The 14,346-nt window shown below is 41.2% G+C and carries 12 protein-coding genes; 1 reads left to right on the top strand and 11 read right to left on the bottom strand.

What is annotated here, in order from left to right:
• Positions 1-161 precede the first annotated feature (161 nt).
• From tnpC to OS173_RS08350, 11 genes are all read right to left on the bottom strand, one after another.
• Positions 162-1,685, bottom strand: coding sequence for an IS66 family transposase (gene tnpC / locus OS173_RS08300; protein ID WP_267183812.1), 1,524 nt, complete (start codon positions 1,683-1,685; stop codon positions 162-164).
• Between the two features lie 47 nt (positions 1,686-1,732).
• Positions 1,733-2,083: an IS66 family insertion sequence element accessory protein TnpB gene (tnpB, locus tag OS173_RS08305; protein ID WP_267183813.1), complete on the bottom strand. Its 351-nt coding sequence runs from the start codon at positions 2,081-2,083 to the stop codon at positions 1,733-1,735.
• Positions 2,080-2,376: an IS66 family insertion sequence element accessory protein TnpA gene (gene tnpA, locus OS173_RS08310; protein ID WP_267183814.1), complete on the bottom strand. Its 297-nt coding sequence runs from the start codon at positions 2,374-2,376 to the stop codon at positions 2,080-2,082. The genes tnpB and tnpA overlap by 4 nt, the downstream gene beginning before the upstream one ends.
• A 230-nt stretch (positions 2,377-2,606) precedes the next feature.
• Positions 2,607-4,142 (bottom strand): ADP-ribosylglycohydrolase family protein, encoded by a 1,536-nt coding sequence (locus OS173_RS08315; protein ID WP_267183815.1) that lies wholly within the window; start codon positions 4,140-4,142, stop codon positions 2,607-2,609.
• Complete coding sequence (locus tag OS173_RS08320; protein ID WP_267183816.1) at positions 4,139-4,822, bottom strand: DarT ssDNA thymidine ADP-ribosyltransferase family protein; 684 nt, start codon at positions 4,820-4,822, stop codon at positions 4,139-4,141. Before OS173_RS08320 ends, OS173_RS08315 begins: the two co-directional genes overlap by 4 nt.
• Entirely contained in the window at positions 4,819-6,303 is a 1,485-nt protein-coding gene (locus OS173_RS08325) for a 3'-5' exonuclease (protein ID WP_267183817.1), read from the bottom strand. Before OS173_RS08325 ends, OS173_RS08320 begins: the two co-directional genes overlap by 4 nt.
• A 247-nt stretch (positions 6,304-6,550) precedes the next feature.
• Positions 6,551-6,997 (bottom strand): single-stranded DNA-binding protein, encoded by a 447-nt coding sequence (gene ssb / locus OS173_RS08330; RefSeq protein ID WP_267183818.1) that lies wholly within the window; start codon positions 6,995-6,997, stop codon positions 6,551-6,553.
• 609 nt (positions 6,998-7,606) lie between these two features.
• The gene (locus OS173_RS08335) at positions 7,607-7,978 is read right to left on the bottom strand and encodes a helix-turn-helix transcriptional regulator (protein WP_267183819.1); all 372 of its coding nucleotides are present in this window, start codon (positions 7,976-7,978) and stop codon (positions 7,607-7,609) included.
• Positions 7,979-8,231: 253 nt separating this feature from the next.
• Positions 8,232-8,390, bottom strand: a complete 159-nt coding sequence (locus OS173_RS08340) for a hypothetical protein (RefSeq protein ID WP_267183820.1) — start codon at positions 8,388-8,390, stop codon at positions 8,232-8,234.
• Between the two features lie 129 nt (positions 8,391-8,519).
• Positions 8,520-11,018: a heavy metal translocating P-type ATPase gene (locus tag OS173_RS08345; protein WP_267183821.1), complete on the bottom strand. Its 2,499-nt coding sequence runs from the start codon at positions 11,016-11,018 to the stop codon at positions 8,520-8,522.
• Between the two features lie 227 nt (positions 11,019-11,245).
• Positions 11,246-11,629 carry a DUF302 domain-containing protein gene (locus OS173_RS08350; protein WP_267183822.1) on the bottom strand — a complete coding sequence of 128 codons (384 nt, stop codon included), beginning with the start codon at positions 11,627-11,629 and terminating at the stop codon, positions 11,246-11,248.
• A 155-nt stretch (positions 11,630-11,784) separates the two neighbouring features.
• On the opposite strand from OS173_RS08350, the gene OS173_RS08355 reads away from it, so the two are divergent.
• Positions 11,785-14,346, top strand: coding sequence for a serine/threonine-protein kinase (locus tag OS173_RS08355; protein ID WP_267183823.1), 2,562 nt, complete (start codon positions 11,785-11,787; stop codon positions 14,344-14,346).

The raw sequence follows: 14,346 nt of genomic DNA on the forward strand, positions 1-14,346 counted from the left end.
TCAGGCATTAAAATCGACAATTTCTTACAAGCCTAATCGATAATTACGACAGATTGTTTTCTTTTGGCAGGTAACCATAAGCAGGGTCCACGAGGCCAAGTGGTCTGTAAGCGCCAACCAAACCCCATACTTGACAGTATAGTTTAGCTGTTGATTGGTTTTTAATCTACCTGGATGTTTTCAGGCAGCAGCTGTTCGAACTGTTCTGCTGTTTCACAGTTTGGGAGTTGGCGGTATATTTTGGTGAGGTATTTTTCGGGATTGAGTCCGTGGGCTTTGGCGGTTTCGATCAGGCCATAGAGATTGGCTGAGGCTTTGGCACCGTTTTGTGAGTTGGCAAACAGCCAGTTCTTACGGCCAATAACGAACGGCCTGATGGCATTTTCTGCCGGGTTATTATCAATGGGATAACGACCATCTTCAATGTAGGCGATGAGCTTAGGCCATTGATTATGCAGATAGCCCAATGCTTTGCCGAAGGTGCTGGTGGGTGTGCAGCTAAGCAAGCTTTCGTCTTTGAGCGTCTTTATTTTCTCAAGTATCGCTGCACTTTTATCCTGCGGATCGTCTTTGGTTTGATTCTCAACTTGGTAAAGTTCTGCAATCAGTTCGATCATTTTTCTGGCACCGGCATGTTCTGTGTTATCAAGAACTTTAATAAAGTATCGCCTGGCGTGTGTCCAACAACCAAGCTGGTTATTGGCCAAAGTTTTGTATACATCATAACCATCGCTCATTAAAGTGCCTTTGTAGTCGGCTGTGAGCTTTTTAGCCACTTGGCTTGATCGTGAAGGTGAGTAATCGAACAGGATAATGTTGTCACTTCGACGCACCCACATATAGCTTTTAGAAGATGCTTTTTTACCCGGTTCATTGAGAACCTGCACCGTGGTCTCATCAATATACATCACAGGCTCATCAAGTAACTTGTCTTCAAGTAAGTTAATCAACGGTTGCACTAATGTTGCGCATTTAATCATCCAATCGGCCATGTTGGTGCGGCTGATTGAGATATCCAGGCGTTTAAACATCTGGCTTAAGCGATAAAGTGGTAAGCCATCTGCGTATTTACTCACTGTGATGTAGGACAGTAATTCCGGCGTGGCGATGGACTTAGGGATGGGGTCTTTGGGTTTATCGGCAGTAACGATGTATCCCTTACATTTGGGGCAAGCCAATTTATGGCGTATGTGACGAATGACTTTGACATGTGCGGGGATAAACTGAAGCTGTTCAGATACCTCATCACCGATATACGTTAACTCAGTACCATCATGGGGGCAGGTTGTTTGTTCAGGTTTGTAAACCTTGTCTTCGCGTTCTAAGGTTTTGGGTAAGGGTTTTCGTTTGCCCGATTTTTTCTTTTTGCCTTTCTTGGCTTTGGGTTCAGTGAGTACCTCGGCTTCGTTGAACAGAGCAACCTGGGCGTCATTGGCGTTCTGTTTTTCAGATGACGCACCGAAGCGGTGCTTTTTAAGTTCGATTAACGCCGCTTCGAGGTTTTGGATGTAAGCTATCTTGTCCTTGAGCTGTTGTTCTTTGGCTTTGATATCAGCGGTTTGATTTTTGAGCTGTTTTTCTTTGACTTGGATGTCGTTGGACTTTTGAATTAACAGCTCATCTTTTGCCTGGATTTCAGCCCGAAGTTTGGCGTTTTCCTGTTGTAGTTTTTGGGCTGTTTTCATGCCAAGTATTATAACATTTAGCAACCATAAACGCTCACTTTTATGGGTTAAATTGCATTGTATTTCAATGTTTTATGCGGCCTTAACTGCGCCACATTAAAGCCACGCAATAACCAATCAAGTTGTTCAGTATCCCAATGGATAATGTCATTGATATCTTTTTTAGGCCAGATAAACTTATCTTGCTCAAGGCGCTTTTGCCACAAGCAAAACCCGGTTTGATCCCAGTACAACACTTTGAGCTTATCACGGCCTTTATTACAAAACACAAACAGACCCGGGCTAAACACATCCATGCCCATGCTGTCTTGAACAATTTGACTTAAGCCATTTATCTGTTTGCGAAAGTCCACATAGTCACGGTGCAGATAAACCGGCACATCGGCAAAGTGAATCATCGCAATGACTTGAGCAGTTGATGAACGTAATCAGGATCAGGCCAGGTATTAAATTCTACTTGGCCACGCCCTGTGTTCAATGACATCACCGTCCGATACACCGGTTTATCGACCTTAACCTGAATAAACTCATTCTTGGTGGATGGCCTAAACCCAAAATCCTTTTGTCGCTTGGAAAAATACTTGGCATTAATGCCCTGTTGCCGGCAGAATGCAGCAGCTGTTAATCCGGATTTTTTGTGGGCGTGAATAAGCGCAATCCATTGGTCTTTACTTCGGTAGGTTTTGCTCATGTAAATCACTGTGATAAAAACACACAGTGTGCATCAGCCTTTAGCTAAATGATAGAATGGGGTTGGCTTGGCGCTTACATTTATGTTAAAAGTAGACAGATACACAGAATAGTTTATAGTCTATTATTGACTCATTCTGTTTTAAAATATGGCGGGTTTATTTACTTGGGAATTCTAATAGTCACTTTATTCTTATAAAGATTTAAAATGACGTCTAAACTATTGGCGAACTAAGAATTATTAATTTCGTTTACAATTATTTTAATAATTTCAGAAAACTCCTTCTGATTAGTTTCTGTTAATTTACTCATAAACTGTTCAATTTGCTTTTTAGTATCTTTTTTAAAGTTAAGGTCGGCAAATAGGTTCAATTCATCATTAAAATACTTTTCCAGTAGCCCAGTCTTTTTTTCTTCAAGATTTAGCAATTTAGCGAACCTACAAGACTGTCCTATGTCAAATTCAACATCTAAAATTAGATTATATTTACCTTTAGTAATTGGCTTCTGAATATCAATAGAATTCACTTTACCATTGCCAAGCGTATTTAAAAAAACTCTGTCATTTATTTCAAAAATATCACTATTTACTTTCGAAATATTTTTTGATTCTTCTTTTTGAAAAAGCCTATCTTTAGTTGCCCTATTTTGAGAAATATTCAGTAAACGAATTGCCATATGATCTATATAATCACTATCTTGAACTTTATACCACTTTAATGGAATTACAGATTCCCCATGCAATGCTCCAATTAAACCGCCGGCAAAGGCGGCAATGCTATCTGTATCAGTACCAATTGAGTTAACTGCCTGTTCAATTCCTTTCAATGGCTGACTTGAATATTTACAAGTAAAATATATGCCTGCTAATACTGTAGAAGTTCCGGATCCTTTAGTCTCATTTTCATAACAACCAAGTCTTGTTAACACATCAAAATCAGAAGCATTATTAATTAAACCTTTATATATTGTTCTTAGGTATTCTTGAGTTTCATCCAAAATACTTTTGAATAAATCCTTAAAAGGTGTTTTTACATTTTTATTCCACTGTTTTTCCCAGTCTCTAAGCTTGTCATTGCTTACAAAGTTAACTGAGAACTTTTGATGAATATTTTCTCCTAATTCAGTTAAGAATACATTGTGGCTAAAGTCATCGGGTTTGATTTTTAAAATTGTATTTATTGAATATCCATATAGCATTGCACCTAAAATAGCCCTTGGGTGTCCATGAGTAATAATACTGTTACAAAATATCTCTTCTTGAATCTTTTTAGAATCACTAAAGTTTGCTAATGCTATGGGTAAAACTCTCATAGCTGCCCCATTTGCACCACTTTCACGGTAATCAACTGTTGTTTTACCTACTTTAAAAGTAAAAAAATTACTATTCCAACTTGCCGATTTTCGTTGAATTTTTCGTGCTGCATTTTTTATAGTTCTGCCCGCTCCTCTAGAATATAGCAACCAATCTGGAAGTTCACTTTTAGCAAAATAATACTGATCTACAGATCCATCATCTTTTACAGAACGAGCCACAGAAAGAAGTAATTGAGTATCATCTGAGTAAGAACCTGCTTTCAATCCATCAACATAGCCATGAAAACGTCCACCAACATTTTTTTTCCAATCATGAAAAGTATCAATATAATCAACTCCAAAAGTTCTCTTCAGAGATTCTTTTGATTTTTGGAATTCAGTCATCCACCCTAAAGCATCTCCAATTGATGCAAGCTTTAAACTCCCTTTATATTTTTTTTCAATTTTCATTTTGATCGATTTGGTGAAAAAATTTCTTTATCAAGTACAAAATTGCTAGTATCAAAGGATGACATAGCGGCTTTAGCTTCTGCTAACTTCTCTTTTGTTTCAAAACATACAGCAATAATACTCTCGGAGGGAATAGAGTCTTTAACTAATATCTCTGCTTGAACATCTGTAGGATATTTTGAATGCAAATTGTTTCTGTTTAATTCTCGCACTCCATTAATAGTTTTAATATTTATCTGTTTTTCAAAAAGCATTTTAAATTTTCCCAAGTCTCCCGATATTCCAAACTGTTTTTTTGCAGAGTATGATGCCGCATTTGTAACAGAAAAAAGTGTTTCTTTTTCATAAATATATTTAGGACTAATTTTTAGCACACACCAAGTAATGGCAATATCCTCTAATGATTTTTTCCGAAATTTTGAAAGCAAAAAAGTATTAGGGCCTGATACAGAAAGATTAATATAATTTTTATCATCATACCTTTCGTCATCAGCAAATTGCACATAGTCTAATATATCAAATTGATCTATATCCAATCCTTCCAACTTTAATCTACTCATCAACTCTTTTCTCTCTAGAATACTGAATAAGTTAATTGTTGGTGTAAAGTGAATAAGGTATTTAATACCCTTTATATTAATTTCATTTATAAATTTTTTATAATCAGTTTTTTTAATCATCTTAAAAAAGGCAAATCATCCAAACTGATTGCTGATTTTACAGGCCCAATATTTAGCAGTAAGTCAGGATCAATTTCATTTAAATAACGTGAAGGATTATTGTCACTTGAAAATAAATATAATTGGTCTAAAGCTCTTGTCATACATGTATAAAGTAACCTACGTTCTGTTGAAATATGGTGTTCATCGTTTTCTTCAAGAAATCCTTGTGGACTTGGAATTAAGTTGTCATTTAAATCAATAATAAAAACATTGTTAAATTCAAGTCCCTTGATTGAAGACATAGTACAAATTTTTACACTTTCACTGTTATAGTTAACGGGTGATGATGTTTTAACAAGTTCGACATCAAATCCGTAATCAATTAAATAATCATAAACTTTTCTTACTCCAAATGTTGTCCGATGAAGAACTACCGTACCTTTAATACGATTGTTTTTTTTCAACTCATTTAGTTGATCAACTAAGCAACTATATTCTTCATCCACACTTGAGTAGTTAGCGATTTTGGGTTTATCTCCTTCTTTAAAAACAGACGCGGCAACAGTGAATTGCGATTTGTCAGGCTCCTTTTCTAAAAGAGATAATGCAGCCTTGGCAATATGTATAGAGTTTCTGTAGTTTTTCTTAAATTCAATAGTCCTGCCACCTTTAACATTAATTCCAACTTCACTCCACACAAACCCACTTTTGTATATTTGCTGCGCTGCATCGGCAATGATTGAAAGACTGTTAGTAAAACTGTCTACTAATTTTGAAATTACAATGATTTGAGCCTTATTAAGGTCTTGAGCTTCATCAATTACAATATGTGTAAATGGTGGTTTAAAGTCCGGGTCACTTTCAATCTTTTTAAGAGCCAAAATTGCATAGTCATCAAAATCTACTTGATTTAAGTTTCTCAATTTGTTTTGATAATTTTCAAATACAGTCCAAATAACTTTCTTATCATTCTTAGTTACTCGATCAGCCGTTCCTCTTCCTGTTCTTGATGCCTCAAAATATTCTGAATAACCACTAAACAATTTTCCTTTAATCCATGAAATTTCATCTAAAAAAAACTCAGAACTTTTATTTAGTATAGTGCTTTCTTTTGACTTCAAATCAGCAAGAATATCATTTATGTATTTGTTTTGAGTCCCCTCATTCAAGGTTTGATTAAACTTTAAGCCTATAAAATGGTAAGCCCATTTGTGAAAATTAGTAACTTCTATTTTAAAATCATTTCTTAATTTTTGAGTTTCACTTTGAATTTCGGGCAATAATGCCTCAATATAGGCTGACAGTGTTTTGTTATATGTAAAAACAGCAATATTTGTATCTTTAAATAAGTTTTTAGCTGTTTCATACAAATGCATAGCTCGATACAAAGCCACCGTAGTTTTTCCGCTTCCTGCAACACCTTTGATTTGAATAGGATTTTCAGAAGGAAGAAACAATACTTTTTTCTGCTCTCCTTTTAACTCAATTTTTTTCAACATATAATTTTTAAATTAAATTAAGCAATCACTTTTAAAAAACAATACCAAATCGATGATTTGTTTACCAATGGTAGCTTAAAGCTATAAATGTTATGGTTTTTATAAAATAACATCGTATTCAAGCTTATAGAGAAAATGACTGTTATTTTGGTATAATTAGATTCATAGTTATTATTTTAATATTGAATTATCTACCTATATTATTTTTTACTAAGAAATAGAAAAATAAGCAACATAATCCACAAATTTAAAACGGAATATGATCAATATCTGAACCGTCACCGAATGGATCTGACTGATCAGGCCCAGTAGTACTAGATGGCTGGTTCATTTTACCCTTAGGGAAATTATCAACGGCATTTGCCCCTAACATTTCTAATTCATTGCCGATAATTTCTGTTGTGTAGCGGTCTTGTCCGTTCTGATCTTGCCATTTTCGGGTTCGGACTGAACCTTCGATATAGACTTGTCGGCCTTTCTGTAAATACTGACCGGCAATGTCAGCTAAACGACCAAAAAAGACCACGCGATGCCATTCTGTGCGTTCTTTAGTTTCACCGGTTGATTTATCTTTCCATGACTCTGCTGTTGCGACTGAAATATTAGTCATACTATTTCCGTTTGCGGTTGATCGGGTTTCAGGATCATTTCCTAAATTTCCAACCAAGATAACTTTGTTTACACCTCTTGCCATAACCTGTTTACATTCGTTAAATTCATGTTAATAATAACATATCTAATTTATTAGTTAGTATTTTCTATTTGTTTTAAGTCAAACAATGAAAAGTCCTCCTGACCAGCCCAATAAACCGCTACAAACTAAAGGGGTCAGTACCCTTTAACTTAAAACTGATGCCGTCTGTTGTTTCGGCTGTGGCGAGAATATGAATGTGGTTAGTCATCAAGACATAAGGACATAAGGACATAAGCATGAATTTTTACGCCACTACCTTAAGCTGACTCATGCAAGTAATTTTTATACGTTTGATAATCTTCTTCTTCAAAAACACAGCCTGACGGTTATTCCCTCTTTGAATAACATGGTTGGCAATATCGGGAACAAAGAACCTTGGTTTCCTTGGCATAAGATACCTTTCAAATTTGGTATGATAGCATAAATCTCTTTAAAGGGTACTGACCCCTTTATTACTCTAAAATTCATTATAACCCTGTTCCACTCTTGTCATTGGTCATATGAATGATTATCCGTGAAATATCCTCCAAAAGATACTAATAATCGAGGACAGGCGTTCATTGTAGTCAATTTGTTATAAGAACAATCGATACTGCAATTCTGAATGGTTTACATCAGGTTGCGATAATCACAGTTGAGTTCGACGGCTAACTTTTTCGCATTGGCTTTGCCCAATGACCGTTTGTTATTTTCCATTTCAGACAGGTGATGCTGCCTGATGCCGGTTTTTTTGGCCAGGTCTGCTTGTGTCATGTCTGCTCTGAGGCGGTACAAGCGCAGATAGTAGCCGGGTGTTTGGTAGTTTTCACCGTGCCTGGCTTTGGCATCATCATGGACTTGCTGTGCCGGTATGCGGTCTTCTTGCTGGTATTGATCCAATGTGTTGCGAATCAGTTTTTTTAAGCGAGTCTGATTAACGTCGTCACCGGCTTTGATGACAACTTCTGCCAGCTCATGATGTATCGTTAGTGTTTGACTCATTTATAAGCATCCCGCCGGTGTCCGGCATAAAAAATTTCAATTTCCAAAGACTGATCTTCTAAAGCTCGATAGCGCATACGATAACGATAATTTAATCGTAATGGAAAGTAGCTTTGCAACTTGATTCGCTGAGCCGGTTGGTGAGCGAAGCGAATCAGAGGCGGCAAGCGCGATATAAAACGAGATAATCGCCGTGGCCGCTTTCACTTTTGTCTGGAACAAAAGTGAATGAAGTCCCAAGATTATTCTTTCTCTATTCACCTTCACCAGTTTTCAACGTATCCCAACCTTGCGGGTTGATGCCTTGCTCTTCAAGATCACTGATGGCAAGATCTGCTAAATCCTGTATGGTTTGTGGCAACTTAATGAGCTTTTTGTAGGCTTTTCGCGTTAAGTTAACAGTCCATTTCATGGTTTTGCATTATACCATTTTTAGGTATATTTTCTATAATAATTTTATTCTTTCTTGTCCGCACACCTCAATCAATTATCAATGTTGGGCATCGCTTCGCTCTGCCCAACCTACCCTTATCGTTTCAATTCACTTGGTATCCAACGACACCCCCCGCAACCTCAACGCATTCCCAATCACCGAAACCGAACTCAAACTCATTGCGGCAGCGGCTATCATCGGCGATAGCAATAAACCAAAAAACGGAAACAGCACACCGGCAGCCACCGGTACACCAACGCTGTTATAGACCAGGGCGAAGAATAGGTTTTGTTTGATGTTGCGCATCACGGCGTCGCTGAGGAGGCGGGCTTTGACGATGCCTTTGAGGTCGCCTTTGACCAGGGTGATTTCGGCGCTTTCGATGGCGACGTCGGTGCCGGTGCCCATGGCGATGCCGACATTACTTTTGGCCAGTGCCGGGGCGTCGTTTATGCCGTCACCGGCCATGGCGACGATGTGGCCTTCGTTCTGCAATTGCTCGACGAATTCCATTTTATCTTGCGGTAGCATGCCGGCTTTAAAGTCGGAGAGGTTTAAGGCTTTGGCCACGGTTCTGGCGGTGTCTTTGTTGTCGCCGGTGAGCATAATGACATTAACGCCGTCATCTTGCAGGGCTTTGATGGCTTCGGCGGCGGTGTCTTTGATGCGATCGCCGATGACCACAAAGCCGACGACTTGTTTGTCCACGGCGAGGTAAGACACGGTTTTACCTTGTTGTTGGTAGGCTTTGGCCTGGGAGATAATGTCTGGGCTTAAGTTGGCTTCGACTGTGTGCATGAGTTTATCGTTACCCAGCGCCAGGGATTGGTTATTGACGTTACCGACCACGCCCTGGCCGGTTACGGAATCAAAATCATGGGCTTCGGATAATTCAATGTTCTGCTCACGGGCATAGTTGACTGTGGCGGTGGCTAAGGGGTGTTCACTGCTGCGATTAAGTGAGGCCACCAGGGCGGTGACTTCATCGGCACTGAGTTGATCTGTAGTGGTCTCGATGGTTTCAACGGTGGGCTTGCCTTCGGTTAGGGTGCCGGTTTTATCGACAATCAGGGTGTCAACGTGGCTCATTTTTTCCAGTGCTTCGGCGTTTTTAATGAGCACGCCATTTTGGGCGCCTTTACCGACGCCCACCATAATCGACATCGGTGTGGCCAGACCCAAGGCGCAGGGACAGGCAATAATCAATACCGCAATGGCATTCACCAGGGCATAGACATAGGCCGGTTCCGGGCCGAATATCGCCCAGATAATAAAGGTGATGATCGATACCAGTACCACCACCGGCACAAAATAACCGGCAATTGTATCGGCCAGTTTTTGCATCGGGGCTTGCGAGCGACTGGCTTCGTTGACCATGGTGACAATCTGCGCCAATAAGGTATCGGCACCGACTTTTTCTGCGGTCATGGTGAAGGATTGGTTGCCGTTAATGGTGCCGGAGGTGACTTTATCACCTGCGGATTTATCCACCGGAATCGGTTCGCCGGTGATGGCCGATTCATCAATCGATGATTCGCCTTGTTTAATAATCCCGTCCACCGGAATTTTACCGCCGGGTTTAATGCGCAGGACGTCGCCTTGTCTGACGTCGTTGATGCTGATTTCGTGCTCATCACCGTTTTCATCGACCAGTGTGGCTTTATTGGGTGCCAGTTTCAGCAGTTCTTTGACCGCGTCACTGGTTTTACTGTGGGCGCGGGCTTCCAGCACCTGACCCAACAGCACCAAAGTCAGAATCACGGTGGCAGCTTCAAAATAGACATGCACCGCTCCACTGTCGGCTTTAAACTCCGGCGGTAAGGTATCAGGAAACAATAAGGCAAAGACACTGAACAACCACGCCACCCCGGCACCGATACCGATGAGGGTGAACATATTCAGGTTCCAGGTTTTAATACTTTTATAGGCGCGTTCAAAGAACATCCAGGTGGTCCAAAACACCACCGGCAGCGACAGGGCAAACTGCATCCAGTTACGGGTGGTGGCGCTGAAGGCTTTGCTGATGGGGTTACCAGGAATCATATCGCCCATTTCGAGGATAAAAATCGGTAAAGTAAACAGTATCGACCACCAGAGTTTAGTCAGTAGGCGTTTGTAGGTTTTTTCTTCACTACTGAGGTCCGGTTCTTTTAACACCAAGTCCATGCCGCAGATCGGGCAATCACCGGGTTCGTCGCGGATGATTTCCGGGTGCATCGGGCAGGTGTATTGTTCGCTGACTCCAAATTGCACCGCCTGTTGTTCCACCAAATCCATACCACAGACCGGACAATCACCGGGGCCATCATAGGTTTTATCGCCTTCGCAGTGCATTGGGCAATAAAAAATGCCGTTGCCGTTCGCCGGTTCTTTCTTTTCAGGCTCAGGGGGCGTTTCGCCGGGTCGGTAGATCTGATAACGATCATCATTGAGTGCGGATTCTAAGGCTGCAAAATCGGCCTGGTCTTGCCAGGTGATGTCGACTGTTTTGTGGTCTAAATCGACCACAACATCGGCGACGCCTTGAACCGCTGTTAAGGCTTCTGTGACATGCTTGCGACAACCGCCGCAGCTCATACCGGTGACCGGATAGGTTTGTTTGTTCATTGTTATACCTGCTTTACTCAACTATATAGGCTTGTGATGGGCAGAGCCCATCCTACAACCGGGTTTACACTATTTATTGAAGAATCGCTGGATGAGTTTTGCCATCAACGATTAAGGTAATTAGTGTAACATATAGGCCGTCATAAAGCTTTGGTGGGCGGAGCCCACCCTACCTACATTTTATTGTATACCAAAAGACGCTGGGTACCGGCCTGCGCCGGTACGGCTTACGCCGCTTCGTCAATCATGGTTTTGGTGGCTTGTTCCACTTCTTTGGCGACTTCCACCAAACGCGGATCGGAGGACAAATCGGATAACATTTTTTCCGGTTTAATCATGCCGATTTTGGTTTCGCCGTCTTCGGTCCACACCGAGATGCGGCAGGGTAAGGCCATGTTGAGTTGCATATCGATGGACAGGACTTTGTGGGCTTGTGCCGGGCTGCAGACTTCGAGGACATGGCAGTCTTCTTTAAAATCGATGCCTTTGGAGCGTAAAGTATTGCCCAAATCATGGACGTGCAAGACGCCGAATTTGTGTTTAACGACGATCTCTTGTAAGTCTTCTGAGGCTTGTTTAAAAGGTTTTGTGGTGGTTTTCTGATAATACATACTAATCTCCTGTGAATGGCATTTGTGAACTAACTCATGCAAAGGGCTCTATCAATTAATCAATGACTTAAGTTAAACTATAATGTTTATACGATACAGCCATTAATAGAGGTGGGGTGATTAAGCATTTATTCAAGTACCACTGACAATCATCGATGAAGCCAACTAACCAACAAGCTGAACAAGAACAGGCGCAACGATTTGTTGAGCGCTATTTTCATTTACATCGTGAAGACATCATTAGTCGAGCCAGGTTACAAAATGCATCTGATAGCGTCATTGAGCACATCAATACCGTATTGGATAGTCGCAGTCGACAACGCACCCAAGCCAACATGGGTCAGCAAACCGTGCTGAGAAATGAGGTGTTTGAATCGTTCACCATCGACAGTTATCAAATCACCGAGTTGATTGCTGAAGGCGGTATGTCAGCAGTTTATCGTGCCCATAAAATCGACAGCCAGGCACAAAAAGATGTCGCCATTAAGTTAATTCCGCCACATTTACTGACGTCAAAACTCAGGCGTTTGTTTATTGATGAATTAGAAACCCTGTCCTATTTACATCACCCGCATATTGTTGATTTGCACCATGGTGGCGTGAGCGATCAGGGCATTCCGTATTTTGTTATGGAGTTGGTGCATGAAGCCAGACCCATTACTGAGTACACTGAGGACAATGGCTTATCTCAACAAGCCATCATCGATTTATTTATTACCCTGGCCAAAACCCTGGATTATGCCCATAAAAACCACATCATTCATCGGGATTTAAAACCCAATAATATTCTGGTGGATGGTTTTGGTCATCTGAAGGTGGTTGATTTTGGGATTGCCGCCATTGCCCGTCAGACTGCAGAAACACAGGCTTATACCCAGGCATATTCTCCACCCGAACAAATTCAGGACAATCATAGCCCGGTGTCTTTTGCCACGGATATTTATGGCTTTTGTTCTGTTTTGTTGGAGTGTTTGTGTCCTGATAATAATGACTTCCGCCCGGGTTGGCAAAAGCGTTGCTTAAAACAATCTCCTTTGGATGGTGACCTTAAAAAAATCATTCATAAAGGTCTGCAGTTTCTGCCCCAAGACCGCTATCAGGATTTCGATCAATTGGTCACTGATTTGGCCTTATGGCAACAGCAATTACCCTTGGCCTCGTTTCCCGGTTCACTTTGGGATAATACCAAAAAGTTTTTTCGGCGCCAGCCTTTTGCCGGCAGTTTGTTAATTCTGAGTTTCATTTTATTGTCCGGTGGATTGGCTTTTACATTTTGGCAGTTGGATCGACTAAAAAATCAAACCGCCAAAACCGAACAAGTGCGAAACTTGTTTTTTAATGCCATTGAACAAACCGATCCTGATATCCGCCAAGGTCACTCCATTACCGTGGAACAAATGCTGCAACAGGCGTTACGCAATGTGCGTGAAAACCCCATTCATGATCCGCAGCTGGCTTTTGAGTTTAATCATTTATTGGGTACGGCGCTGTTAAAAGCCGGTGATTACAGCAATGCCATCTCCCAATTGGCAGCCGCGCAGGATTTAAGCCCCCGTGATGTCAGCAATAGACTGGCTTTAGCGGAAGCCTATTATAAACAGCAGAACTATCCCCAGGCTGAGCAACAGCTCAATCAAATCAACCCCGAACAGGCCAAGGACAATGCCACGGCTTTGTTTAATTTTCACGAATTAAAGGGTAATTTGGCGAATTTTCAGGCAGATTTTAAAGCCGCTGAACAACATTATCAGTTGGCCAAAGAACAGGCTCAAAAGCTCAACCAACCGCTGTTAATGGCGCGAATTATCCAAGAGCAAGTCAATTCGCTGAATATTCAAGACCGTAATAAAGAAGCGCTGCAACGATTAACCGAAGCCATCGATGATGCCCGTGATATTTGGGGCGATAATCACTCGGCCACCTTGGGCTTGCGTATGGCACGGATTGAAACCTTACAGAGCTTAGCGGCAGATGATATTGCCGACAGTATTTCAGAATTGAATGACCTGATTCCGCGTTTACAACAATTTTATCACCAGGATCATCCGCTGGTTGCCAAGATGAAGTTATTCCAATCCAGTGGTAATCAGGCTCTGGGCAATTTGCCTGAGGCCGAGCAGCAGGCACAAGAGGCACTTGAAATCGCATTAAGTTCACTCGGTGAGAATCATGCCCTGACCGGACGCATTTATATGGCCATGGCACGGGTGTTATTATCTCAGGGAAAACAGCAACAAGCCTTAAATTACAGCCGATCTGCGGTGGACAGCTACCGACGGTTTTACGGTGAAAACCACAATGAAACGCTACAACACAAGACCTCTTTAGCGGCCATCTTGTTACAACAAAAACACTTCCGGGAAGCCCACGATATGGCGCAGGATATTTTTCAACAACAGCGTCGTATACTGGGTGACGAGCATCGCGCCACGCGTTACGCGCAGATGGTGTTAGCCCGTGCTTTTAACGGTCTGGGTCAATTTCAAAAAGCCCGGGACAATGCGGATAACTGCTACCAACAATCACTGGCCATTGATGCCAACAGCATGTTGACCGCGGGTTGTGGTTTGGCGTTAGAAGAAAGCCTGTTTAATCTGCAACAATGGCCGCAAGCCAAGCAGATGGCGGAACAATTGTTGGAACATCCGATTATTGAAAATCATCCGATTTATAGCAAACTATTAAAGGAACATTTAAAAACCATTGAAGAACAATAA

It is taken from the genome of Marinicella gelatinilytica (genome assembly GCF_026410405.1).
GTDB lineage: Bacteria > Pseudomonadota > Gammaproteobacteria > Xanthomonadales > Marinicellaceae > Marinicella > Marinicella gelatinilytica.